This window comes from Pseudarthrobacter ribosi, assembly GCF_055412865.1.
Genome location: NZ_JBVAYZ010000017.1, coordinates 30,380 through 54,424, shown reverse-complemented (window position 1 = coordinate 54,424; position 24,045 = coordinate 30,380). Strand labels below are relative to the sequence as shown.

The 24,045-nt window shown below is 69.1% G+C and carries 19 protein-coding genes; 8 read left to right on the top strand and 11 right to left on the bottom strand.

Features of this window, described 5'->3' with window-relative positions:
• Positions 1-22 precede the first annotated feature (22 nt).
• Positions 23-1,273: an MFS transporter gene (locus tag ACZYZ5_RS15445; RefSeq protein ID WP_463902824.1), complete on the top strand. Its 1,251-nt coding sequence runs from the start codon at positions 23-25 to the stop codon at positions 1,271-1,273.
• Positions 1,274-1,375: 102 nt separating this feature from the next.
• Complete coding sequence (locus ACZYZ5_RS15440) at positions 1,376-3,070, top strand: glycoside hydrolase 5 family protein (RefSeq protein ID WP_463902821.1); 1,695 nt, start codon at positions 1,376-1,378, stop codon at positions 3,068-3,070.
• Positions 3,071-3,169: 99 nt separating this feature from the next.
• Here ACZYZ5_RS15440 and ftsY read toward each other — a convergent pair whose 3' ends face one another.
• Positions 3,170-4,381, bottom strand: coding sequence for a signal recognition particle-docking protein FtsY (gene ftsY / locus ACZYZ5_RS15435; RefSeq protein ID WP_463902819.1), 1,212 nt, complete (start codon positions 4,379-4,381; stop codon positions 3,170-3,172).
• A 62-nt stretch (positions 4,382-4,443) separates the two neighbouring features.
• A complete protein-coding gene (smc, locus tag ACZYZ5_RS15430; RefSeq protein WP_463902817.1) occupies positions 4,444-8,046 on the bottom strand; it encodes a chromosome segregation protein SMC in 3,603 nt (1,200 codons plus the stop codon).
• Positions 8,047-8,315: 269 nt separating this feature from the next.
• Between smc and ACZYZ5_RS15425 the strand changes: the two genes are divergently transcribed.
• The 3 genes from ACZYZ5_RS15425 to ACZYZ5_RS15415 are packed head-to-tail and all read left to right on the top strand — an operon-like array spanning position 8,316 to position 13,047.
• Positions 8,316-9,338: a 3-oxoacyl-ACP synthase III gene (locus ACZYZ5_RS15425; protein ID WP_463902881.1), complete on the top strand. Its 1,023-nt coding sequence runs from the start codon at positions 8,316-8,318 to the stop codon at positions 9,336-9,338.
• Positions 9,332-12,037: an alpha/beta fold hydrolase gene (locus ACZYZ5_RS15420; protein WP_463902814.1), complete on the top strand. Its 2,706-nt coding sequence runs from the start codon at positions 9,332-9,334 to the stop codon at positions 12,035-12,037. Before ACZYZ5_RS15425 ends, ACZYZ5_RS15420 begins: the two co-directional genes overlap by 7 nt.
• Positions 12,034-13,047, top strand: a complete 1,014-nt coding sequence (locus ACZYZ5_RS15415; protein ID WP_463902813.1) for an NAD-dependent epimerase/dehydratase family protein — start codon at positions 12,034-12,036, stop codon at positions 13,045-13,047. The genes ACZYZ5_RS15420 and ACZYZ5_RS15415 overlap by 4 nt, the downstream gene beginning before the upstream one ends.
• Here ACZYZ5_RS15415 and mutM read toward each other — a convergent pair.
• The 5 genes from mutM to coaD all read right to left on the bottom strand — a co-directional run bounded on the left by mutM (position 12,999) and on the right by coaD (position 16,194).
• Positions 12,999-13,961, bottom strand: a complete 963-nt coding sequence (gene mutM, locus ACZYZ5_RS15410) for a bifunctional DNA-formamidopyrimidine glycosylase/DNA-(apurinic or apyrimidinic site) lyase (protein WP_463902812.1) — start codon at positions 13,959-13,961, stop codon at positions 12,999-13,001. The two genes, ACZYZ5_RS15415 and mutM, sit on opposite strands and share 49 nt — an antisense overlap.
• Before the next feature lie 9 nt (positions 13,962-13,970).
• The gene (gene rnc / locus ACZYZ5_RS15405) at positions 13,971-14,732 is read right to left on the bottom strand and encodes a ribonuclease III (protein ID WP_463902810.1); all 762 of its coding nucleotides are present in this window, start codon (positions 14,730-14,732) and stop codon (positions 13,971-13,973) included.
• A gap of 21 nt (positions 14,733-14,753) precedes the next feature.
• Entirely contained in the window at positions 14,754-14,957 is a 204-nt protein-coding gene (gene rpmF, locus ACZYZ5_RS15400) for a 50S ribosomal protein L32 (protein WP_009356569.1), read from the bottom strand.
• A 36-nt stretch (positions 14,958-14,993) separates the two neighbouring features.
• Entirely contained in the window at positions 14,994-15,518 is a 525-nt protein-coding gene (locus ACZYZ5_RS15395; protein WP_463902808.1) for a YceD family protein, read from the bottom strand.
• A gap of 175 nt (positions 15,519-15,693) precedes the next feature.
• Positions 15,694-16,194: a pantetheine-phosphate adenylyltransferase gene (coaD, locus tag ACZYZ5_RS15390; protein WP_463902806.1), complete on the bottom strand. Its 501-nt coding sequence runs from the start codon at positions 16,192-16,194 to the stop codon at positions 15,694-15,696.
• 164 nt (positions 16,195-16,358) lie between these two features.
• Here coaD and ACZYZ5_RS15385 point away from each other — a divergent pair, with 164 nt between their 5' ends.
• From ACZYZ5_RS15385 to ACZYZ5_RS15375, 3 genes are read left to right on the top strand one after another with little or no spacing between them, the layout of a single operon-like run.
• Positions 16,359-17,567 carry an aminotransferase class I/II-fold pyridoxal phosphate-dependent enzyme gene (locus ACZYZ5_RS15385; RefSeq protein WP_463902804.1) on the top strand — a complete coding sequence of 403 codons (1,209 nt, stop codon included), beginning with the start codon at positions 16,359-16,361 and terminating at the stop codon, positions 17,565-17,567.
• A complete protein-coding gene (locus tag ACZYZ5_RS15380) occupies positions 17,567-18,358 on the top strand; it encodes a spermidine synthase (protein WP_463902802.1) in 792 nt (263 codons plus the stop codon). Before ACZYZ5_RS15385 ends, ACZYZ5_RS15380 begins: the two co-directional genes overlap by 1 nt.
• 6 nt (positions 18,359-18,364) lie before the next feature.
• Complete coding sequence (locus ACZYZ5_RS15375; RefSeq protein ID WP_463902801.1) at positions 18,365-18,826, top strand: AAA family ATPase; 462 nt, start codon at positions 18,365-18,367, stop codon at positions 18,824-18,826.
• A gap of 10 nt (positions 18,827-18,836) precedes the next feature.
• Here ACZYZ5_RS15375 and rsmD read toward each other — a convergent pair whose 3' ends face one another.
• From rsmD to thiL, 4 genes are read right to left on the bottom strand one after another with little or no spacing between them, the layout of a single operon-like run.
• Entirely contained in the window at positions 18,837-19,457 is a 621-nt protein-coding gene (rsmD, locus tag ACZYZ5_RS15370) for a 16S rRNA (guanine(966)-N(2))-methyltransferase RsmD (RefSeq protein WP_463902799.1), read from the bottom strand.
• Positions 19,458-19,487: 30 nt separating this feature from the next.
• Complete coding sequence (locus tag ACZYZ5_RS15365; protein ID WP_463902796.1) at positions 19,488-21,749, bottom strand: ATP-dependent DNA helicase RecG; 2,262 nt, start codon at positions 21,747-21,749, stop codon at positions 19,488-19,490.
• Positions 21,739-22,800 (bottom strand): DAK2 domain-containing protein, encoded by a 1,062-nt coding sequence (locus tag ACZYZ5_RS15360; protein WP_463902879.1) that lies wholly within the window; start codon positions 22,798-22,800, stop codon positions 21,739-21,741. Before ACZYZ5_RS15360 ends, ACZYZ5_RS15365 begins: the two co-directional genes overlap by 11 nt.
• 22 nt (positions 22,801-22,822) lie before the next feature.
• Positions 22,823-23,875 carry a thiamine-phosphate kinase gene (gene thiL / locus ACZYZ5_RS15355; RefSeq protein WP_463902794.1) on the bottom strand — a complete coding sequence of 351 codons (1,053 nt, stop codon included), beginning with the start codon at positions 23,873-23,875 and terminating at the stop codon, positions 22,823-22,825.
• Positions 23,876-24,045: the final 170 nt, after the last annotated feature.

The window sequence follows — 24,045 nt, the reverse complement described above, 5'->3', positions numbered from 1 at the left end:
GTACCGCCAGGAAGCCATCGCCATGAGTAAGACCCCCCGCCCCACGGGATCCCTGCCGCAGGCCGGTGCCCGGACCCACGGCAAGGCGGTGCTGCCCCGGGACATCAAGGTGATGTTGGTCGCTGCCTTCCTCATCGCCCTCGGTTTCGGTCTCGTGGCACCGGTCCTCCCCCAGTTCGCCACCACCTTCGACGTCGGTGCCACGGCGGCTGCCGTGATCGTGAGCATCTTCGCGTTCATGCGGCTCGTGTTTGCTCCCGCGGGAGGCGCGCTGATTGTGCGGCTCGGTGAACGGCCGGTCTACGTGGGCGGGCTGTTGATTGTTGCGGCGTCCACGGCGGCGTGTGCTTTCGCCCAGGACTACTGGCAGCTCCTGATCTTCCGCGGTCTTGGCGGGGCCGGCTCGGTGATGTTCACGGTGGCGTCGATGGCCCTGGTGGTCCGGCTGGCGCCCCCCGAGAGCCGCGGACGGGTCTCCGGGGCTTATGCCTCGGCGTTCCTCATTGGAAATGTGTGCGGGCCGGTCGTGGGTGGGCTGCTGGCCGGCTTTGGCCTGCGGGTGCCGTTCCTCGTCTACGCGGCTGCCCTGGTCCTGGCCGCCCTCGTGGTGCAGACCCAGCTAAGCCACGTGCCGGCGGCGTCGCGCCCGGACGGGAGCACGGCGCCGGCGATGGAGCTGCGCGAGGCACTGCGCGACAGCGCGTACCGGGCAGGGCTGTTCTCCAGCTTCGCCAACGGCTGGGCGACCTTCGGGGTGCGGATGGCCACGGTGCCGCTCTTCGCCGTCGCCGCCCTGAACGCGGGACCCGAATCGGCGGGCTGGGCTCTGGCCATGTTCGCCGCAGCCAACGCGGTGGCGCTGACATTCTCCGGCAAACTGGCGGACAGCCTGGGCCGGAAACCCATGATGGTTTCCGGACTGCTGGTCACCGGAACCGCAACGGCAGCCATCGGCTTCACGCACGAGCTGCTGTGGTTCCTTGTGGCGACAGCTGTCGCCGGCATCGGTTCAGGGCTGCTCGGTCCCGCGCAGCAGGCAGCCATGGCCGACGTGATCGGCAACGAGCGCTCCGGCGGGCGGGTCCTGGCCATCTTCCAGATGACCGCGGACAGCGGGGCGATCATCGGACCGGTCCTTGCCGGGCTCCTCGCAGACCGGCTGGGCTATGGCTGGGCCTTCGGCGTCACCGGCGGCGTCCTCGTAGCGGCCGCAGCTGGCTGGCTGCTGGCCCGGGAGACCTTCCACCGGCCGGAGGCCCGCCGCGGCGCCTGACCTCGCCCGGGCGTGCCCGTCCGCCCGGACCGCGTCGAACGGCACCGGCGGACTTCGTTAGGCTGTTGGGAGATCCCACCCAGAAGCTGGAGAAGTCTTTACATGCCACCCACTGAACGTTCGCCCGAACCCACCGCCAATGACAGACCGGAGGACGTGGCCGGGGCAAAGCGCAGGAACCTCCGTCCCGCCGTCGTGATCTCGGTGCTCGCGGTCATTGCCGTGCTCGCGTCGCTGGTGTTTTTCCTCCGGCCGGGTACCGGAGGAGACACGGTGGCCCCCGCCGGGAGCCCGGCGCCCACCTCGGCCGCGCCGGAGGCGGCCCTGCCTCCAGCCCCGGCCGTCACGTCCTATAAGCAGCCGGGCCCGCCCGCCGGCTCACCCCTGGAAGCGGTGGAACCGCTCGATGTGAATGTTTCGCAGGATCCGGTGGGCACGTCGCTGACCAAGGGCCTGGTCGGCATCTCACTCGAAGCCACCGACCTCGCCGATCCCGCCCTGAGCAGCAGCAACGCCTCGACGGTGAAACTGCTGCAGGAAGCCGACCAGCCGGTGCTCCGTTTCGGAGGCAACGCGGTTGACCGCCGCTTCTTCTGGACGTCGAGCAACGAGGCCGTCCCGGCCACCGGATACAGCGGAGACAAGGCACACCCGGTCAGGGCTGTCGGCCCGGCGGATCTGGCGCGGCTGAACACCCTGCTGGAGGCTTCCGATGCAACCGTCAGCCTCACCGTGGACCTGGGGCACTACGACCCGACCCGTGCCGCGGACATGGCCAAGCACGCGGCGGAGATCTTCGGCCCGCGGCTGCTGAGCATCACGGTCGGCAACGAGCCCAACGGCTACGGGAGCAACGGTGTCCGGCCGGGTGGCTACAGCACCGGGCAGTACGTGGAGGAACTCAAGGCCTACGCGAACGCGATCAACGCCGTGGCCCCGAACGTGCCTATCTCCGGCCCGGGCGCCTACGACCAGAAATGGTGGCAGCCGTTTATCGATGCAGACATCGCGCAGAAGAAGATCCTGTCCTTCCACAATTACCCGATGCATAGCTGCGACGGACAAGCGGACCCGCTGGCCTCGCCGACCCTGGCGAACCTGATGAACGCGCAGGTACACGTCCGGGCCGAGGACTATCAGAAGGCGGCGCTGAAGGCCGGGAATGATGCGGGCATTGAAACCTGGCTTCCCGAGACGGGAATCGCGGCCTGCCCCGGATCCAATGAGACCTCCCGCACCCACGCCTCCGCCCTTTGGACGGCGGACTACGCGCTGAACGCCGCACAGCTTGGCATCACGCGGATCGGCTTCCACAGCTCGCTGCTGACCTGCAAGGGCGGTCCGCCCATGTCAGTTATCTGCAGCGGCGGCCCCTACCTCAAGCCGAACGGCGAGGTTTCCGGCCGGGCCAACTTTTTCGGCGTCTCCATGGTCGCCGAGATGGAGGGCGGCAAGTTCCTGAAGCTGGATGCGAAGGGCGGCGGCTTGATGTTCAGCTACGCCCTGCGGAACGCCGACGGCAGCACCACCGTTGTCCTGGTCAACGAGAACGACCCCGAGAAGGCGGCACAGACCGAAGTCACGGTCAAGCTGCCCGCGCGGGCACTGACCGGAACCATGACCCAAATGACCGGGCCCAGCTACGGGGCCGAGGACAGCACGGTGATCGACGGCGCCAAGTCCGAACCGATTCCGCTCGCGGACCGTGCCACGGTTGAGGGTTTCACCTACGGTTCACAGACGCAGACGTTCAAGCTGACGGCCGGCACGGTGACCGTGTTGAACTTCAAGCACTAGGCAGCCCACACACAGCTGGCTCCCAGTTGGTGACGTTCCGGTAAGTCCGGGCGGCACCGGCTGGGAGCCAGTCGGGTTTAAGGCGTTACTGCGGTGGGTCTAGTTCAGGATGGCGTCGACGAAGCTCTCGGCGTCGAACGGGGCGAGGTCGTCCGCCCCTTCGCCGAGGCCGATCAGCTTGACCGGGACGCCGAGCGACTTCTGGATGGCCACCACGATGCCGCCCTTGGCCGTGCCGTCCAGCTTGGTCAGGACGATGCCGGTGATGTTCACTACCTCGGCGAAGACCCGGGCCTGGTTCAGGCCGTTCTGTCCGGTCGTGGCGTCGAGGACCAGAAGCACCTCGTCCACCTCGGCGAGCTTCTCGATGACGCGCTTGACCTTGCTGAGCTCGTCCATCAGGCCTACCTTGTTCTGCAGGCGCCCGGCGGTGTCGATCATCACGACGTCGACTTCCTGGTCGATGCCGGCCTTGACCGCTTCATAGGCGACAGACGCCGGGTCCGCACCGTCGACGTCGGACTTCACCGTGGCGACGCCGACGCGCTGGCCCCAGGTGGCGAGCTGCTCGGCGGCAGCGGCGCGGAAGGTGTCGGCCGCACCGAGCAGCACGTCCTTGTCCTCGGCGACGAGCACACGGGCGAGCTTGCCCACCGTGGTGGTTTTGCCGACGCCATTGACGCCCACGACCAGCACGACGGCGGGTTTGTCGGCGTGCCGTTCGACCCGCAGGCTGCGGTCCATCGTCGGGTCGACCAGCTTGATGAGTTCCTCGCGCAGCAGGGCTTTGACCTGCTCCGGGGAGCGGGTCCCGAGCACCTTGACGCGTTCGCGGAGCGCGTCCACGAGCTGCAGGGTCGGCTCGGTGCCGAGGTCGGCGAGCAGGAGGACTTCCTCCACTTCGTCCCAGACGTTTTCATCGATCTTGTCCGCGGACAGCAGTGCCAGCAGGCCCTTGCCGAGGATGTTGTTGGACCGGACGAGGCGTTCGCGCAGCCGGATCAGGCGGCCGGCCACCGGCAGCGGCGTTTCGACCGGAACGGTTTCGAGGCCGGCCACGTCATCCGGGACTTCGACTGTTGCCGGTCCCTCGGGGCCGACGGACTCCGGTGTCTGGCGTTCGCGCGTCGGCGCCGGGCGGTCCTCAAGAAGTGTTCCGCCGCCGGCACCGGGAGCCACTGGATCGTTCTCGTCACGCTTTCCGGGGTAGTTGGTGATGTTCTTCCGGGTCTTCATCAGGACCGGAATGAGTGCACCGAGGACCACCAGGGCGGCGAGAATGGGCAGAAGAATGGGGAGGATGTCGTTCACTCCCCTAGCTTCTCACAAACCGGAAAGCCGGCGCGGAACCCTAAAAGTGCTGCGGACGTGCCTCAGATCTGGGCGCCGAGACGCTGGCTGATAACGGTGGAGACGCCGTCGCCGCGCATCGTGACGCCATACAGGGCGTCGGCAACTTCCATGGTGCGCTTCTGGTGCGTGATGATGATCAGCTGGCTGGATTCGCGCAGCTCCTCGAAGATCGTGATGAGCCGGCCCAGGTTGGTGTCGTCCAGGGCTGCTTCCACCTCGTCCATGACATAGAACGGTGAGGGCCGGGCCTTGAAGATCGCCACGAGCAGGGCCACCGCGGTCAGCGACCGTTCGCCGCCCGAGAGCAGCGAGAGCCGCTTGATCTTCTTGCCGGCCGGGCGCGCCTCGACTTCGATGCCGGTGGTGAGCAAGTCAGCGGGGTCGGTGAGGACCAGGCGGCCCTCGCCGCCGGGGAACAGCCGGGCGAAGATCCGGACGAACTGCGCCGAGGTGTCCTCGAACGCCTCGGCGAAGACCTTTTGGACGCGCTCATCGACTTCCTTGATGATGTCCAGCAGGTCCCTGCGGCTGGACTTGAGGTCTTCGAGCTGGGTGCTGAGGAACTGGTGGCGTTCCTCAAGGGCTGCGAATTCCTCCAGCGCCAGGGGGTTGACCCGGCCCAGGGCCGACAGGTCCCGTTCGGCCCGCTTGAGCCGTTTCTCCTGCTCCTCGCGGACAAAGGGTTTGCCGGCCACGATCTCGCGGCCGTCCCCGTCCACCGGGGCGCGCAGGGCAGCCCATTTGTCCGCCGATTCCGCGGCGGGCACGGGAACGGGCTGGTCCGGTCCGAAATCTGCGACCAGTTGGTCGGCGGTCAGTCCCAGCTCCTCGACACTCCTGGCCTCAAGGGCTTCGATCCGGAGGCGCTGCTGGGCGCGGGCCAGTTCATCGCGGTGCACCGAATCGGTCAGTTCGGCCAGTTCGCGGGCGAGGGCATCGTTGCTGCTGCGCAGGGCGGCCAGCTCGCCGTCCATCTGTTCCTTGCGTTCCTCGGCGCTGTCCCGCTCCTGCCGGGCGAGTTCCACGGACACGTCGAGGAAGCCAACCACCTGGGCGACGGCGGCGGAGACGGCCGCGGCGCGTTTGGCCTGAAGCCTGCGGCGGCGGGCCCGTTCGGCTGCTTCCTCGCGGGCGCGCCGCTCCGTGGCGGCGGCTCGTTCCAGCGACAACGCCCGGTTGCGGGTGGCCGAGAGCTGTTCCTCGGCGCTGCGCAGGCCGAGCCGGGCCTCCATTTCTGCGTTGCGCGCCAGGGACGCGGCCAGCGCGAGGGCATCCCGGTGTTCCGGAGAGGGTTCCTCCTCCGCCGGCGCTTCCTGGGCGGCGGCGAGCCGTGCCGCGACAGCCTCCAGCGCGACCTGTTCGTTGACGATGTTGGCCTCGGCTTTGGCCAGGGCGGCGGCGAGCCGCTCGCTTTCGCCGACGGCGCTGCGCAGCACGGAGTTCAGGTGTCCCAGGCGTTCGGCGACGGCCGCCAGCCGGGCATCCGAATCGTGGAGTTTCTCCAGGGCAGCATCGGCCCGGTCCTGTGCTGTGGCGCGCCGTGCCCGGGCGGCGGCGAGCGCGAAACGCTGCCGTTCCAGCCCGGCGGTCACCGCGGCCAGCCGGGAGGAGGCCTCGTCGACGGCGGCCTGCACTTCGATCAGCGAGGGCGCCGTCGCGGAGCCTCCACTGACTGTCAGCGAGGTCAGGACGTCGCCGGACCGTGTCACGGCGGTCAGTTCAGGGCGCGCCGCCACCAGTCCGGCCGCAGCGTCCAGGCCCTCGACGATGGCGATGCCCGCCAGCAGCCCGGACAGCGGCAGCCGGGAGGCCTCCTCGGTGCCGGATGCCGTGACGAGCTGCGAGGCCCACCGGGCTCCGGCGGGGAGCTCCCCGCCGGCAGCGGGCCGGGCACTGGTGTGGTCGGCGACTGCTGCGGCCAACAGCAGGGCGGCCCGGCCGGCGTCGTCGTCCTTCAGCCGCTGCACGGCGGTGGCCGCGGCTTCGCTGTTCTGCACCACGATGGCATCGGAGGAGGCGCCCAGGGCCGCCGAAATGGCGGCTTCGAAACCGGGTTCCACCTTGATCATGGAGGCGAAGGCTCCGAGCACCCCGGGGATTCCGGCGCCGAGGACGTGGTCCGAGCCGTCCTTGCGGTTGAGCCCGAGCTGGAGCGCATCGCGGCGGGCCAGCAGGGCGCCGCGCTCCCGTTCGCCGTCGTGTTCAGCCGCCGTGAGCGCGTCGATCTCGGCGACGATGCCGTCGAGGGCTGCACTGGCATCCTCGTAGTCGGCGTCGAGTCTCTCCTCGCCGTCCTCGACGCCGGCCACCTGGGATTCGAGGGCGGTGAACTCGCTGTGGGCCTGCCGGCGGCGTTCCTCCCCTGCCTTGAGGGACTCCCGGAGCCGGCCGAGTTCCGCCTGGGCGGATTCGACCCGGGAGCGTGCGGCCCCCACCTGTCCGGCCAGTTTGGCCAGGCCTTCGCGGCGGTCCGCGGCGGCGCGGAGCAGTGACGCGAGCCGCTGGTCCTCGGCGGCGGCGGCGTTTTCGGCGTCCTGCTTGGCGGCGGTGGCGGCCTCCAGACCGCCGCGGCGGTCCGCGATCTGGCGCTCCAGCCCGGCTTGTTCCTCCCGGATGCGGGCGGCCTGCCGGTCGAGCTGCTCCGGGTCGCGGCCGGAATCGGGGACGCTGTCGGAGGCGCCGAGCAGCCGGCGGCGTTCCTCGGCCAGCGAACCCAGTGAGCGCAGCCGTTCCCGTCCGGCGGAGAGCTGGTACCAGGTGTCGCGGGCGGCGTTGAGCCTGGGCGTGGCTTCGGCCGCGAGTTGCTCGAGGCGGGCCTGCCGCTGCCTGCCGAGTTCGAGTTCCTGCCCGGCGACGCCGCGGCGGGCCTTGAGCGCACTCTCGTCCGCAACATCCTTCGCCAAGGCCTGCTGCAGCTGGACCAGATCATCCGCGAGGAGGCGGGAACGCGCGTCACGGACCTCAAACTGCACGGTCTGGGCCCGGCGTGCCACTTCGGCTTGCTTGCCCAGCGGCGTGAGCTGCCGACGGATTTCGCCGGTGAGGTCGCTGAGCCGGGCGAGGTTGGCCTGCATGGCTTCGAGTTTGCGGACCGTTTTTTCCTTGCGGCGGCGGTGCTTGAGGATGCCGGCGGCCTCCTCAATGAAGCCGCGCCGGTCCTCCGGGGTGGCGTGCAGTACCTTGTCCAGCTGGCCCTGCCCGACGATCACGTGCATCTCGCGGCCCAGTCCGGAGTCGGAGAGCAGCTCCTGGATATCGAGCAGCCGGCAGCCGGCGCCGTTGATGGCGTACTCCGAGCCGCCGGTCCGGAACAAGGTCCGCGAGATCGTCACCTCGCTGTATTCGATCGGGAGGGCGCCGTCGCTGTTGTCGATCGTCAGTGAGACGTGGGCCCGTCCCAGCGGCGGCCGCCCGGAGGTGCCCGCGAAGATCACGTCCTCCATCTTGCCGCCGCGCAGGGTCTTGGCGCCCTGTTCGCCCATGACCCAGGCCAGCGCGTCCACGACGTTGGATTTGCCCGAACCGTTAGGGCCCACCACGGCGGTGACGCCCGGTTCGAATTCGAATGTCGTCGCCGAAGCGAAGGACTTGAATCCCCGGACGGTCAGACTTTTGAGGTGCAAGGTGCTTCGGCTCTCCTGGTCGGCGGACTGGGGCCCGCTGTTGGACGAAAGCATGATTCGGACGGACGCGGGTGTTCGGGACGGCCCCGGATACTTCCAATCTACTGCGGTGTCGCGACAAGTCCGCGCAGAACCCGTGCAAAGCCGCGGGTTTTGCCGCAGAATATGCAGGAACTGACCTGCACCGGGCATAGTTAAGCTCTTGGGCTTTCGCTCGAGGGTGCGGTGAACCGCCGGAGCGCAGGACGTACGTGAACAGGGGCTTGATTTTGGTAGGCAACGCAACATTCCGGCACAGCAACACCGCCTTACTTTCGGTGAGCAGTGTCGAAGCTCCGACGATCGTGAGTTCCATGGATTTCGACCGCAGGTTGGCTTCGACCCTGCGGCGGCTGCGGGTCCCCCCGAAGCTGCTCGAACGGGTCGCCGGCATCACGCACCGGCGCTGGTGGGCCCCCGGGACATCGTTCGATGACGCCGCCATCGAGGCCGGCGCAAAGGCTTTGGCCGAGTCCGGCATCGAAGCGTCCGAGATTGGCCTGCTGATCAACACCTCCGTTACGCGGCGCAACCTCGAACCGTCCGTCGCGGTGAAGATCCACCACGGACTCAGCCTGCCGTCGTCGGCCATGAATTTTGATCTGGCCAACGCCTGCCTCGGATTCGTCAACGGCATGACGCTGGCGGCCAACATGATCGACTCCGGCCAGATCAAGTACGCGATGATCGTCAACGGTGAGGATGCCCAGGCAACGCAGGAGGCCACCCTGGCCCGGCTGCAGCGGCCCGAGACGACCCGCGAGGACTTCAACCGCGAGTTCGCCACACTGACCCTCGGCTCCGGAGCCGCTGCGGCCGTCCTGGGCCCGGCTGACCAGCACCCAGGGGCGCACCGCATCCTCGGCGGCGTGATGCGTGCCGGCACCGAGCACCATGAACTGTGCGTGGGCGGCATCGACGGCATGGCCACCGACACCAAGGGCCTGCTCGACGGCGGCCTGCAGCTCGTGGTCGACGCCTGGCACGAGGCCCAACCGGAGTGGGACTGGGCCTCGATGGACCGCTACGTCACGCACCAGGTGAGCAACGCCTATACCCAGGCCATCATCAACGCCATTGACCTGGACCCGGACAAGGTGCCGATCACCTTCCCGCACTGGGGCAATGTGGGTCCGGCCTCCCTCCCAATGACCCTCGCGGCCGAAGCGCAGACTCTCGCGACCGGGGACCGCGTGCTGTGCATGGGTGTCGGTTCCGGTCTGAACACCGCCATGGTGGAAATCGTTTGGTAGCCGCCGACTGGCCCGGCGTCGACCCGGAATGGTCGCGCGAAATCGATGTGGCGTCCACCTCCGCCGCGGATGAGCCCGGAACCGTGCGCCGCTGGCACCTGCTCGATAACGCTGCCCAGCTCACGCGCCGCGGCCTGACTCCTGCCGGCACCCTGCTGTGCGTGCACGGCAACCCGACGTGGTCCTACCTGTGGCGGACCCTGCTGGCCGCCGGATCCGACCCCGCGCATCCGTGGCGCGTGGTGGCCGTGGACCAGCTGGATATGGGCTTCTCCGAGCGCACCGGCACGTTCCGGCGCTTGGAGGACCGGATTAACGACCTTGGCGACCTCACCGCCGCGCTCGGACTGGGCGGGCCGGTGGTCACCGTCGGCCACGACTGGGGCGGCGTGATCAGCCTCGGCTGGGCCGTGGCACATCCGCAGCAGCTCGCCGGCGTCGTGCTGACCAACACCGCCGTCCACCAGCCCTCCGGCTCCCGCATCCCGCCGGCACTGCGGCTTGCCCTGCACCCGGCCGTGCACCGCTGGGGAACGACGACGTCGGACACCTTCCTGCGCGTGACGCATTCCCTGGCCCACCCGCCGCTCGCCGCGGATGTCCGCAGCGCCTTCATGGCCCCCTACCGCGGCGCCGACCGCCGCGCCGGCGTGGGCAACTTTGTCGCGGACATTCCCGCCGACGCGACCCATCCCAGCTTCCCGGCGCTCAGCCGCGTCGCGGAAGGGGTGCGCGGGCTGAGCATTCCGGCCTTGATGCTCTGGGGCCCGCGCGATCCGATCTTTTCCGACCGGTACCTCAAGGACCTCATCAGCCGGCTGCCCGACGCAAAAGTCCACCGCTTCGAGGGTGCCGGCCACCTGGTCGCGGAAGACCGGGATATCGCCACTCCCGTCTTCGAGTGGCTTGCCGAGTGCGACGGAGACAGCGGCGGCAACCTTCAGCGGGCGAACACCCTGCGCGACGGCCCGACGCTGGAGGACGGGGCCGAGAACGCGGAACCCGGCACCGGGCCTCCGCCCCTTTGGGCGCCGCTCACCGCACTGGCGGCGGGACCCGCAGCCGGGGATACCGCCGTTGCGGAAATGGCAGCGGACGGTAGCGCCGCCCGCTCGCTCAGCTGGCAGGAGCTGGAACGGAACATCGCCGCCCTCGCGGCGGGCCTGCAGGAAGCCGGTGTAGGGCACGGCAGCCGGGTAAGCCTGATGATCCCGCCGGGCGTGGACCTGACCGTGGTCCTCTACGCCTGCCTGCGGCTCGGCGCGGTGGTCGTCGTGGCCGACGCGGGCCTGGGCACCCGCGGCCTGAACCGCGCCGTCAAGGGCGCCACCCCGGATTTCCTCATCGGCATCGACAAGGCCCTCGCCGCCGCAGCTGTGCTCGGCTGGCCGGGACGGCGCATCAGTGTCCGGGACCTGCCGGCCGCCCCTCGCCGGCTTCTCGCCGTGGATACCTCCCTCGTCGCCCTCCGCCGCCGCGGAGCCAGCACGGAACTCCCTTGCCGGGATGCGGCCTTGGCTCCGGACCCGGACGCCGACGCCGCCGTGCTCTTCACCTCCGGCTCCACCGGTCCCGCCAAGGGCGTGCTCTACACGCACGGGCAGCTGGCGGCGATGCGGGATACCGTGGCCGCGACACTGGGCATCCGCCCGGGCGCACGCCTGGTGGCGGGCTTCGCGCCGTTCGCCCTGCTGGGACCGGCGCTGGGGGCCGTCTCGGTGACGCCCGCCATGGACGTGACCGCGCCCCGCACCCTGACGGCCCGCGCACTGGCGGACGCCGCCGCTGCCATCGATGCCAACGTGGTCTTCGCCTCGCCCGCTGCGCTGCGCAACCTACTCGCGACCCAGGGCGGTCTGAGCCGGGCCGAACACGCGGCCCTGGGGCGCGTGGAGCTGCTGCTCTCAGCCGGCGCGCCCGTCCCCGAATCACTGCTCGCAGAGGTGCAGCGGCTGCTGCCCCGGGCCTCGCTGCACACCCCATACGGGATGACCGAGGCGCTGCCTGCCACCGACGTCAGCCTCGAACAGATCCGCGCCGCCGAGGCCGACGCCGCCGCCGGAACCGTGGCCGGGGCTGGCAACGGCGTGTGCGTGGGCCGGCCGGTGCACGGCGCCCGTATGGCCGTTATCCCACTCGCCACGGACGGCACCGCACCTGGGAACGACCCCGTCACAGAGGCGGGAGTCACCGGCGAGATCCTCGTCAGCGCCCCGCACGTGAAGGAAGCCTACGACAGGCTCTGGCTGACCCAGCGCCAGAGCGTCCGCACGGCCGGATGGCACCGCACCGGCGACGTCGGGCACTTCGACGCCGCGGGCCGGCTCTGGGTGGAAGGACGCCTCGCGCACGTCATAACGGCACCGGGGACCGTGGTCACGCCCGTGGGCGCCGAGCAGGCCATCGAACGACTGGACGACGTCGGGCTGGCCGCCGTCGTCGGGGTCGGCCCGTCCGGGACGCAGGCCGTCGTCGCCGTCGTCGAGACTGTACCTCCCGCCCGCCGGGCCGGCCCTGCCGCGCCGCAGCTCGCCGGGCGCGTACGCGAGGCGGCCCGTCAGGCAGGCGTCAGCGTCGCCGCGGTACTCATTGTCTCTTCCCAACCGACCGACATCCGCCACAACGCCAAGATCGACAGGACCCGCCTGTCCCGGTGGGCCTCGGCGGTCCTGACCGGCGGCCGTCCGGGCACGCCGTGAGGGTCCTTGTCACCGGCGCCAGCGGCCTGCTCGGACGGCAAGTGGCACGGGTGCTGGTCCAGCAGGGCCACGCCGTCACCACGTTCCAGCGCCGTCCCGCGGACGTCGACGGCACCGCGGACCTCTCCGGGTCCATCGCGGACGATGACGCCGTCCGTCGCGCCGTCACCGGCGCCGAGGGCGTCATCCACCTGGCCGCGAAAGTCTCCTTCACCGGCCGCGCTGCGGACTTCAACGAGGTGAACGTCGAAGGCACGCGCCGCCTGCTCCGTGCGGCCCGCGGCGCCGGCGTGCGGGACCTGGTGTTCGTCTCGTCCCCGTCGGTGGCCAACTCCGGGGCCGCCATCGCCGGTCTGGGTGCCGAGCCGGCGGACCCGGCCCGCGCGCACGGCAACTACTCCCGCACCAAGGCCGAGGCCGAACTGCTGGCGCTGGCCGCTGACTCGCCGGAAATCCGCGTCGCGGCGGTGCGCCCGCACATCGTCTGGGGCCCCGGCGACACGCAGCTGGTGGAACGGGTGCTAGAACGCGCCGGCCGCGGCCGCCTGCCGCTTCTCGACGCCGGGGCGGCCCTGATCGACACCACCTTCGTGGACAACGCCGCCGCGGCGATCGTCGCCGCGCTGCACCGCATGGAGCACATCCACGGCCGGGCGCTCGTCGTCAGCAACGGCGAACCCCGACCGGTCGGCGAACTACTGGCAGGCATCTGCGCCGCCGCCGACGTCCCTGCGCCGTCGTGGAGGGTGCCGGGCAGGCTCGCGCGGGCCGCAGGATCGGTGGCGGAGAAAGCGTGGGTCATCGCCGGCCGGGCAGGGGAGCCGCCAATGACCAGATTCCTCGCTGAGCAGCTGTCCACCGCCCACTGGTTCGACCAGCGCGAGACCCGCGAACTCCTCAATTGGACCCCCGCCGTCTCACTTGACGAGGGCCTGGCGAGGCTGGCCCAGCACTACAGTCCCTACCAGCGCCCGTTGCGCGGCCGCGGCTGGCAGACCGGGCACCAGTAGGACGAACGGTTCATGAACTTATCCCGCCGCATCACGCTGGCCAGGCCCGCGGCGGCGCAGCGTTTGCATTCCCTGCCCTCGCGGCCGTAGGCGTTGAGCGAGCGGTCGAAATAGCCGGAGGCCCCGTTGACGTTGACATAGAGCGAGTCGAAGCTGGTGCCGCCGGCCGCCAGGGCCTCGGTCATGACCTCACGCGCGGCGTCGAGGACACGCCCGGCCTCGGCCCGCCGGAGCGTGTCGGTCGGCCGGGCGAAGTGCAGCCGGGCCTTCCAGAGTGCCTCGTCGGCGTAGATGTTGCCGATACCCGAGACGAGGCCCTGGTCCAGCAGCGCGCGTTTCAGACCTGTCTTGCGGGTCCGCAGGCGGCGGTAGAACTCGTCGAAGGAGAAATACGGGTCCAGCGGGTCGCGTGCGATGTGGGCGGCTTCCTCGGCGATCAGCGGCAGCGGCGTTTCGGCGAGTCCGCCAGGAGCGCCATCGGCCGTGGGGATCAGGGAAGTGAGGAAGAGCCCGCCGAAGATACGCTGGTCCACGAATCGGAGCTGTTCCGGCATGCCGTCGGCGGGGCTGAGCCGCAACCGCACCTTCAAATGCTTCTCGTCCGCGACGGAGGAATCCTGCATCAGCAGTTGCCCGGACATGCCCAGGTGCGCCATCAGGGCCACCGAGGGCTGAACGGGTCCGGCGGCGGGGTCAGCGGCGGGAGTGTCCGCCAGCGGAAGCCAGAGGAACTTCCCCCGGCGGACCACGTCCAGGACGCGGGCGCCCTCGAGGTTGCCGGCGAAGTCCTCCGGGCCCAACGCGTGCCGGCGGACGGAGCGCGGATCCACCACGTCGACAGCGGTGATGGTCCGGCCCAGCACCCAGCTCACCAGGCCGCGGCGGACGACTTCGACCTCGGGCAGTTCGGGCACGGAGCGTGCCTAGGTGCCGGTCTGGGACTGCAGCTGCTGCGCTTCGGGCGCCACTGCTTCGACGGGGGCCACTGCTTCGGGCGCGGCAGCCGACGGCGCCGACAGCCTGCGCCAGGCGTCCGCGGCAGCTTCCTGCTCGGCTTCCTTTTTGGAGTTGCCCGAGCCGGTGCCGTAGTCGTTACCGCCGATCCGCAGGATGGCCTCGAAGGTCCGGGCGTGGTCCGGCCCGGAGCCCTCCACGGCGTAATTGATCGTCCCGAGCTGCCGGCTGGCCGCCAATTCCTGGATGCTTGTCTTCCAGTCGGTGCCTGCGCCGAGCGCGGCAGCGTCCTTGAGCAGCGGCCCGACCAGACGCATGACCAGCTGGCGCGCCGTCTCGATGTCGTTGGAGACATAGGTGGCGCCGATCAGCGCCTCCATTGTGTCGGCAAGGATGGAGGCCTTGTTTTTGCCCTCGGTGAGCTTTTCGCCCTGCCCAAGGTAGATGTAATCGCCAAGACCGATGCTGCGGCCGATCCCCGCCAGGGCCCGGGTGCTGACGACGGCGGAGCGGCGCTTGGCCAGGTCCCCTTCCGGCAGCGTGGGGTTGTCACGGTACAGCGCGTCGGTTACCGAGAACCCCAGAATGGAGTCGCCCAGGAACTCAAGGCGTTCGTTGGTGGGGATGCCGCCGTTTTCGTAGGCGTAGGAACGGTGTGTGAGCGCAAGACGAAGCGTCCCGGCGTCAATAGTGACACCGAGACGCTTCAGAAGCTCTTCAGTTGAAGACATCTTATTCAGCCGGTTGGCGGATTAGACGTCTGCGACCTTGCGGCCCTTGTATTCAAGGAACAGCGCGGTGCCAGCCGAGTCGGTAACGACCTTTGCCTGGTGCGGCAGGCTGTACGTGACCTGGCCGTTCTCGACAGTCTTCACCAGGTGGGGGGCGGTTGCCTTCCACTGGGAGCGGCGGGCGCGGGTATTCGAGCGAGACATTTTCCGCTTCGGGACAGCCACGGCTAACTCATTTCTCTCTAGTCCAACACTTACAAATCAGTTTTGCCGGTCAGGCTTAGCCAAGTCAGCTAGGGCAGCCCAGCGAGGATCTACCACCTCGTGGTGATGCCCCGGCTCGTCTTCCAGGCGAACTCCACATTCGGAGCAAAGGCCCTGGCAGTCTTCCCGGCACACCGGCTGGAACGGCAGCATGGTTACAACTGCGTCCCGCAACACCGGCTCAAGATCGATCAGATCGTGCTCGACTCGACGTTGCTCTTCTTCGTCTTCTTCGTCCGAGAACTCAGCGTCCTCGTAGAAGAAAAGTTCTTGCACATTGACCTCTAGGTCATACGCAAGGGGATCCAGGCATCGGCCGCATTCGCCAGTAACTTCGACGTTTGCGATTCCTGATACCAAAATTCCTTCGTGTACGGCCTCAAGCCGCAGATCCAGCTCGACATCCGAGCCTTCCTGCACGCCAATGAGTGCCACACCGAGATCACCCGGTGCGGGTACATGTTCCGTCAGCGTCCGCATGCTTCCCGGACTGCGTCCGAGGTCCTTGACGTCGAACGCCAAGGGCGAACTAGCATCTCGTTTAATGAGAACTCCTGTTGAACATATGACCGACGTACTATCTTAGCCTGATCTTCCGGACGGACTCAAACCGGGGGCACGCCTGCGGTTTTTCACCGCAAGCTGCTCTGAATTCGGGCCGCGCAACCGGCAGCAGGCCGCCGAGTACCGATCAAGCCTACCCTCTGCGCGGCTGATCCCGGACCGGCTCGCCGGAGGTCAGCCGTTTCAGCACCGAGCGGGGCACGAACTCGGACACGTTGCCGCCCAGGGTAAACACTTCCTTGATCAGGGTGGAGGACAGGTGGAGGTAGTGGCCCTCGGCGGGCAGGAAGACCGTTTCGACGCCGGTGAGCTGGCGGTTCATCGTCGCCATCGGCAGTTCGTAGTCAAAGTCGGAGGAGGAACGGAGCCCCTTAACGATGGCGTCCACGCCCCGCTGCCGGCAGTACTCGGCGAGGAGCCCGTCCCCCACCGGCTCCACCACAATGCCGCGCAGGGAGGCCAGGGTTTCCCGGGCCATGTCGATGCGTTCCTCGAGCGTGAAGCGGTATTTCTTGGCGTAGTTCGTGGAGACGCCCACTATGACCTCGTCAAAGAGGCCGGCGGCCCTGGCGATGACTTCCAGGTGGCCGTTGTGGATGGGGTCGAAGGAGCCAGGGCATACGGCGCGTCTCATGCTCCGAACCTACCGTATTGCTGCCGCGGACCGGGATAACATGGCTAAATGTCAGCATCGAGCATTCCTTTCACCGTGTCCGGAGGCGTGGATCTCGGGAAGGTCTTCGGGATCTACTCCACCATGGACAAGTTCACCGGCCGCGGCGAGAAGGTGGGCACCCGATGAGCTCCCCGATGCAGTCACCGTGGCAGCGGACCGCGACCGGCGCCAACCTGCTCTCCGCCGACGGCACGCTCGGCGTCACGATCTTCGAGGAAATGACCACCCTCGCACTGCAGACCGGCGCCATCAACCTTGGTCAGGGCTTCCCGGACGAGGACGGCCCGGTGGAGATCAAGGCCGCCGCGCAGGCGGCCATCGCCGCCGGCGCCAACCAGTACGCCCCCGGCAAGGGCATCCTTGAGCTGCGCGAGGCGATTTCCCTCCACCAGGAGCGCTTCTACGGCCTGGAACCCGACCCGCAGACGGAGATCATCGTCACCACCGGCGCCACCGAGGCCATCGCTGCCTCGCTGCTCGCCCTCGTCGGTCCGGGCGATGAGGTCCTCACCTTCGAGCCGTTTTACGACTCCTATGGGGCCATCATCGGTCTCTCCGGCGCCCGCCACGTTACCGCCCCGCTGCTGGCCCCTGACTTCATGCCGGACCTGGATGCCCTCGAAGCGGCGTTCAGCAGCCGCACGAAGGTCGTGCTGGTCAACAACCCGCACAACCCCACCGGTGCGGTGTTCCCCCGCGAGGTGCTGGAACGCGTCGTCGAACTCGCCGTCCGACACGACGCCATCATCATCACCGACGAGGTCTACGAACACCTCATCTTCGGTGCCCGGCACATCCCGGTGGCCACCCTGCCGGGCGCCGCGGACCGCACGCTGACGATTTCCTCCGCGGGGAAGACGTTCTCCTTTACCGGCTGGAAGATCGGCTGGCTGAGCGGACCGGAGCACTTGGTCTCCGCCGCTCGCACGGTGAAGCAGTTCCTGAGCTACAGCTCCGGCACCCCGTTCCAGAGCGCCATCGCGGCCGGGCTGGGCCTGCCGGATGAGTTCTATGCCGGCATCGCCGATACGCTCCAGCTCAAACGCGACATCCTCAGCGAGGGGCTGCGGGCCGCGGGCCTGGATGTCTTCACGCCGCAGGGCACCTACTTCGTCAACGTCGACACCGCGCCGCTTGGCATCTCCGACGCCGTCGACCTGGCCCGCCGGCTGCCCGCCCTGGTGGGCGTCGCGGCCATTCCGGTGCCGGTGTTCTGCCACCCGGAAGGCGCCGAACGCACCCGGAGCCTGCTGCGCTTCGCGTTCTGCAAACGGATTGATGTGCTGCAGGAAGCCGCCGAACGGCTCGCGACGCTCCGCGACAGGCTCTGATGGCGGACACGCCCGCCGCCGTGCGCTTCCTGCGCACCACCGGCCAGCACGCCACGATCGAGCCCGATGCCTTCACCGAGGGCGGCTTTGTGCTCAGCATCGGCGGGGCGGAACAGTCGCATGTCAACCTGGCGGACCCCTCGGACATCTTCTACGAGTACCTGCGCCGGATCGGGCACGTGGTGGACCTTGCGGCACCGTGGGGCGAACCCATCATGGCCCTGCATCTTGGCGCAGGTGCGCTGACCCTGGCGCGCTACATCCAGGCCACCCGCCCGGGCTCGGTGCAGTACGCGGTCGAGCTGGAACGGGAACTGCTGGACTTTGTGCTGCAGCAGCTCCCCCTGCCCGAAGGCACGGAGCTGCACCCGCTGATCGGTGACGCCCGGGACGCCCTGGCCGAGCTGCCCCCGGAACTGCGCTTCGACGTCGTGATCCTTGACATCTTCTCCGGTCCGGAAGCCCCCGAGCACATCGCCTGCACCGGGTTCTACCGCGAGGCGGCAGCGAAACTCAGTCCCCGCGGCGTGCTGATCGTCAACGTGGGCGACGAACCCGGACTCACGCTGGTCCGGAGCCAGGTTGCCGCGCTGCGCCGGGCGGTAGCCGACGTGTCCGCCTTTGCCGAGGCAGGCATGTTCAGCGGCCGCTACCCGGGCAATATCATCCTGACCGGAACGCAGGGGCCCTGGCCGGCGGTATGGACGGCGGCACTCACCGCCCGCGGGCCACACCCCGCGAAGGTGCTGTCCGGCGTCGGGCTCGACGGGCTCTCGGACCAGTCCGGCTGAGGTCCCATGGTCGCCCTTCTCCTGACCGGCATGTCCGGCGCCGGCAAGACCTCCGTGCTGGCAGAACTCGCGCGGCGCGGTTTCGAGACGGTGGACACCGATGACGGCGGCTGGATCACACGGGACGGCGGCGAGCCGCTGTGGCACGAGCCCCTGATGGACGGGTTGCTGTCCCGGCCGCGGCCCGGGCCCCTGTTTGTGCAGGGTACCGTCGCCAACCAGGGACGCTTCTATGACCGGTTCGACGCGGTGGTGCTCCTCAGCGCGCCCGTCAGCGTGATCCTCGAGCGCCTGCGCACCCGGACGGGCAACGATTTCGGGAAGTCCCCGGCCGAGCGGGCGAAGATACTGCGCGACATCGCCGAGGTGGAGCCGCTGCTGCGCGCCGGGTCAACGCATGAGCTGGACACGAGGCAGCCGCTGGAGGAGACCGTCGAGGCGCTAATCACGATCGCCGGCCCGCCGTAACCGGTCGCGCCTAGCTACCGTCGGTGTCAGCCGCCTGCTCCAACTCGAGGTCCGGGCCCTCTTCCGCGCTGGGTTCGGCGAACCAGAGCTTTGTCTCCCCGTACTTCCGTTCCGCAAACCGTTCCATTCCATCGGGCCAGGACGGCTCGGAGGTACGGGATGAGCGCTCCACCACGACGACGGCGCCCTCGGCCAGGTGCGGGAGCAGCTTGGCCAGCACCCCGCCCAGCGCCGGTTCGTCGAGCGGGTAGGGCGGATCGAGGAAGACGAGGTCCCAGCGGACGGCCTCCCGGGTCCGGTCCAGGAACGAGTCGACCTTGGAGCGGTTCACGGTGACGACCTTGCGCCGCGCGACGGTGTTGACGAGGTCCGCGTTGCGCTGGCAGACCTCGCTGGCCTTGCCGTCGGATTCCACCAGGTCCACACTCTGCGCGCCGCGGCTGGCGCTTTCCACGCCAAGTGAACCGGACCCCGCGTAGAGATCCAGCACCCGGGCGTCCGCGATCACCTCGAAGGCGTCCAGCCTTGAGAAGAGGGCCTCCTTGACCCGGTCCGTGGTGGGCCGGGTCAACGAGCCCGGGACGCTGACCAGGGTGGTTCCACCAGCGGCCCCGGCAATGATGCGGCTCATGGCCGGGCCGCCCTGGATGCATGGATGGTGTTAGCCGCGTTCAAGGAACGCCTCCTTTTCCGGATTGAGGTATTCGTCGATCGCCGCCGCGAGGACGGGGTGGGCGGCCAGTGACGGATCGCCGCCGACGATCTGCCAGGCGTCCTGCCGGGCCCGGGCGATCACGTCCTCGTGTTCAAGGACCCGCAACAGCTTCAGCGTGGACCGGCCGCCGGACTGGGAGGCGCCCAGGATGTCGCCCTCACGGCGCAGTTTGAGGTCCTCCTGGGAGAGTGCGAAGCCATCGGTGGTGGCCGCGACGGCGTCGAGCCGGCGGCGGCTCGGGTGGCCGGGTTCCAGAGTGGTGACGAGCAGGCAGGTGCCCGGCAGCCCGCCGCGTCCCACCCGGCCGCGGAGCTGGTGGAGCTGCGAGATGCCGAAGCGGTCCGCATCCAGGATCACCATGAGGGTGGCGTTGTGGACGTCCACGCCCACTTCGATCACGGTGGTGGAGACCAGGAGCTTGGTCTGGTTGGCGGTGAAGGAGGCCATGGTTTCGGACTTGAGCACCGGGTCCAGCCGGCCGTGCAGCGGCGCCACGGGCACACCGGCCAGGGCCGGTTCGTCCCGCAGGAGTTCGACGACACCGGTCACGGAGGCCAGCTCGCGGGCCCCGTTGTCGCCGTCCAGGTCCGCGGCGGACGGTTCGGCCTCGCCGGGACTGAAGTCGCCGTCGTCGTCCGAGCCGATTTTGGGACAGACGATGTACACCTGGTGGCCGGCGTCGATCTCTTCCCGGGCGCGGCTCCAGATGCGCGTGGCCCACGCCGGGTGCTCCGCGAGCCCGACGACATGGGTGGTGATCGGTGCGCGGCCGGCCGGCAGTTCGTCGAGGACGGACGTTTCGAGGTCGCCGAACACGGTCATGGCCACGGTCCGGGGGATGGGGGTGGCGGTCATGACCAGCAGGTGTGGGGGCTTGCTGGCCTTCGACCGGAGCACATCGCGCTGTTCGACGCCGAACCGGTGCTGCTCGTCGACCACGATCAGGCCCAGGTCGTAGAAGGAGACGTTGTCGCTGAGCAGGGCGTGAGTGCCGATGACGATCCCGGCGGTTCCGGAGGCGGCGTCCAGCATGGCCTGTTTCCGGGCCGCGGTGGGCATGGAACCGGTGAGCAGCGTGACCTGGACCGCGTCGGGACCGAGACCGCCCAGCATGCCGTCGCGGGACAGCGGCCCGAGGGTGCGGCGGATCGATTCGAAATGCTGCGCGGCGAGCACCTCGGTGGGGGCCAGCAGGGCGGCCTGTCCCCCGGCATCCACCACCTGGAGCATGGCGCGCAGGGCCACGATGGTCTTGCCGGACCCGACCTCGCCCTGGAGCAGACGGTTCATCGGCGAGTCCTGGGCGAGTTCCCCGGCCAGTGTCTTGCCGACGGCGGCCTGGCCGGCGGTCAGGGTGAACGGAAGCTGCCGGTCAAAGGCGGTCAGCAGCCCCGCCGTCGCGGGACGGCGGGCGGTGGCCTCCTCGGCGGCGAGCTGGGCACGGCGACGGGCGAGGGCGGACTGGAGCACCAGGGCTTCCTGGTAGCGGAAACGGTCCCGGGCGCGCTGCCAGTCGGCGGGGCCGTGCGGGGCGTGGATGAGCCGGTAGGCGTCGGCGACCGGCACGAACTTCTCCCGGGCCGTGATCTCCTCCGGCAGCGGATCGGGCACCGCGGCCAGGTCCGCGGTGTCCAGCAGCGTTTCGACGACCTTCTGGATGGACCAGCTGGTCAGCTTGGCGGTGGCCGGGTACACCGGGATGGGCATGGCGGCGAGCTTCTCCGGGTCCATCCCGGGCATGTCCGGGTCCTTGTCCAGCAGCTGGAAGTCGGGGTTGGTCAGCCCGAGGGCGCCGGCGTAGCGGGTGATCTTTCCGGAGAACAGGGCGCGGCGGCCCGGCTGCAGCTCGGCCTTGGCCCGGTGGCCGTTGAAGAAGCTCACCTTCAGGGTGCCGCCGCCCATCCCGGTCCCGGGGGCCGCGGCGCCGGCGTCGTCGGTGATCACGACGTCGGTCAGCGAGCCGCGGCGGGTCTTCATAAACCGGGTGCTGCTGCTGACCACCCGTGCAATGAGGGTGACTTCCTCGTCGAGCGGAACTTCGCTGATGGGTGTGAGTTCACCGCGGTTCATGTAGCGGCGGGGGAAGTAGTTCAGCAGACCGCCGACGGTGGTGATGCCGAGGTGTTTTTCGATGACCGCCGCGGAGCGCTTGCCGATCCGGCGTTCAAGGTCCAGCCCCAGTTCGGCGTTGACCAGGTCAGCGTTCATGTCCGTCGGGGACCTGTCCTGCGGGTTCACGGTCACCGGCGTCGCGGGGTTCGGCTTCCGGCACGGCCAGCTCGCTGACGCTGATGTCCGAGGGTTCGCCGAGCGACCGGATCAGGGCCACGGCGGGCCCGGCGTGCGGCACGTGAACGTGGACGCGCCAGCGGTAGGCCCCGAAGGCGTCGGCTGCCCCGCTGACCTGGCTCATGATGACGGAGTCGCCCATTTCGTCGAGCCGCTGGCGCATCATGGCGGCGTCCAGCGGTGACAGAGTGATGGTGCACATGACTTCCACGCCATCGTCCCGCGGCATGCCGGCGTGGATGTGCGGGTCCTGGACGTCGTAGCCGTGCAGGCCGTCCAGAAGCTGGTCTTGGAGTTCCTCACCGAGGACGGCGGAGCGGAGGCAGTCGAGGATCAGCAGCATCCCGACGCCGCCGGCATCCACCACATGGGCGGCGTGCAGCGCCTCCAGCTGGTCCTCCGTGCGCACCACGGCCGCGAGGGCGGCTTCCACGGCGGCATCGAGGGCCAGGCCCAGGGTGTGGTTGCTGTCGTCGCCGTCGTGCGCCGAATCCACGGCGGCCGCGGCGCGGGCGGCGGCTTCCATCACGGAGAGCATGGTACCGGGAACCGGGTCGCTCAACGCGGACCAGGCCCGGAGCTGGGCCCGGTTCAGCGCGGCGGCCAGCAGCGGGGCGCTGAGCCGGGAGTGGCCGGCGAGGGGTTCGGCGGCGGCGCACAGGAAAACGGCGAACAGCGTGCCGGAGTTGCCGCGGGCCTTCTCCATGGCGGCCAGGCCCGCCCGGGCCAGGATGGCGCCGACGTCGTTCTGGGCTGGATCCGCCGGAGAAACGGAACGGACGGGCGGATTCGCGGTGATCTGCGGTATTGCGGCGGTGTCAAGGCCGTGGAGTGCCTGGGCGGCGGCGCGCACCGTGAGGTAGAGGTTGGTACCGGTGTCCCCGTCGGCGACGGGGAAGATGTTGATGGCGTTCAGGCGGTCGCTGTGGTTTCCAAGCGTCGTTTCTGCCTTGCTCAACCACCGCTTCATCGCTTGCGCGTTGGCGGCAATTTTAGTCTGCAAAGTGATCCCATCCCACAGTGTCAGCGGGCCTGCCCGCTATCTTGACGCCCGTGCTGTCCGTTGGTGCAGGGGCTTCTACCGAGCCTATCGCAGTGAAACCGTGAGGCAGCTGAAGACCTGGGGGGAATGTGGCCAACAGTCCGTGGTCCTCGCCGCCGCCCAGGATCCAGGTCATCGGATCCGTGCCGAGCAGTTCGGCGGCGGGCAGGAGCGGAACCGCCAGTTGCTCCAGTACCGACGCGTCCAGGTTCAGGACGGCGTGGCTGGCGGAAGCCATCCGGTTGCCGTCGCGGACCAGCCCGTCGGAAATGTCCATCATGGCCGTGGCGCCGGAATCCCGGGCCAGCGGTCCTCCCGTCAGCGGCGGCAGGGGCCGGCACTGGGTGTCCATCAGGGCGCGCTGCAACTTGGTCAGCGCCTCGACCGGGATTGCCGATTCCAGCAGTGCGAGACCCGCCGCGGCGCGCCCCACAGTCCCCGCCAGCGCCAGAATGTCCCCCGCGCGGGCGCCGGAGCGAAGCACGGGTGAGCCGCCGTCGAGCGTGCCGAGAATCGCCACACTGACAGCCAGTTCGCGGCCCCGGCCGAGGTCTCCCCCGGCCACGGCGCAGTCCGGGGCGCCCAGTTCCCGGATGCCGGCACTGAGTCCGTCGGCGAAGTCCTCGACCCAGGCGACCCGAGTGTCCGGGGGCATGGTGAGGCTGACGACGAGGGAGGTGGCGCGGGCCCCCATGGCGTTGATGTCACTGAGGTTTTGCGCGGCCGCCTTCCAGCCGACGTCATAGCCCGTGGTCCGGTAGCCGTTGTTCCATTCGAGCCGGAAGTCCTGGTCGGCCACCTGGGTGTCGATGCTGAAGACTGTCCGACCGTCCGGGGCTGCCACGATCGCGGCGTCGTCGCCCGGGCCCAGGATCAGGGACGGGTTGTGTTCCTGGCCGTAGTGCAGGCGCGGGAAGATGCGTTGCAGGAGCTCGGATTCGGAGAGCTCCGCTACGGTGAGGGGCGCTTTGGGCAGGATCGCTCCAGGCGGGGTCCCTTGCAAGGTCGCTTTAAACGGGGGGACAGTCTTGTGTTCAGGCACAGCCCTACGCTACCGCGGGGCGACAACAACAGCGGAGGCTCGTTGCTTCGGGGTCTCCTGGCAAAACTGTCCCAAGGCGCCGCGCTGGCAACGTTTTCCACGCTCCCGCGAGGCCATGCGAGACTCGTAGG

What these genes read in the sequence shown, in the direction of transcription:
- rsmD (WP_463902799.1), bottom strand. Translation starts at nt 19,457, where the DNA reads ATGAGCCGCATCATTGCCGGGGCCGCTGGTGGAACCACCCTGGTCAGC.
- coaD (WP_463902806.1), bottom strand. Translation starts at nt 16,194, where the DNA reads ATGAGACGCGCCGTATGCCCTGGCTCCTTCGACCCCATCCACAACGGC.
- rnc (WP_463902810.1), bottom strand. Translation starts at nt 14,732, where the DNA reads ATGTCTTCAACTGAAGAGCTTCTGAAGCGTCTCGGTGTCACTATTGAC.
- ACZYZ5_RS15445 (WP_463902824.1), top strand. Translation starts at nt 23, where the DNA reads ATGAGTAAGACCCCCCGCCCCACGGGATCCCTGCCGCAGGCCGGTGCC.
- ACZYZ5_RS15440 (WP_463902821.1), top strand. Translation starts at nt 1,376, where the DNA reads ATGCCACCCACTGAACGTTCGCCCGAACCCACCGCCAATGACAGACCG.
- ACZYZ5_RS15365 (WP_463902796.1), bottom strand. Translation starts at nt 21,749, where the DNA reads ATGAACGCTGACCTGGTCAACGCCGAACTGGGGCTGGACCTTGAACGC.
- ACZYZ5_RS15380 (WP_463902802.1), top strand. Translation starts at nt 17,567, where the DNA reads ATGGCGGACACGCCCGCCGCCGTGCGCTTCCTGCGCACCACCGGCCAG.
- ACZYZ5_RS15375 (WP_463902801.1), top strand. Translation starts at nt 18,365, where the DNA reads ATGGTCGCCCTTCTCCTGACCGGCATGTCCGGCGCCGGCAAGACCTCC.
- ACZYZ5_RS15360 (WP_463902879.1), bottom strand. Translation starts at nt 22,800, where the DNA reads ATGAAGCGGTGGTTGAGCAAGGCAGAAACGACGCTTGGAAACCACAGC.
- ACZYZ5_RS15385 (WP_463902804.1), top strand. Translation starts at nt 16,359, where the DNA reads ATGAGCTCCCCGATGCAGTCACCGTGGCAGCGGACCGCGACCGGCGCC.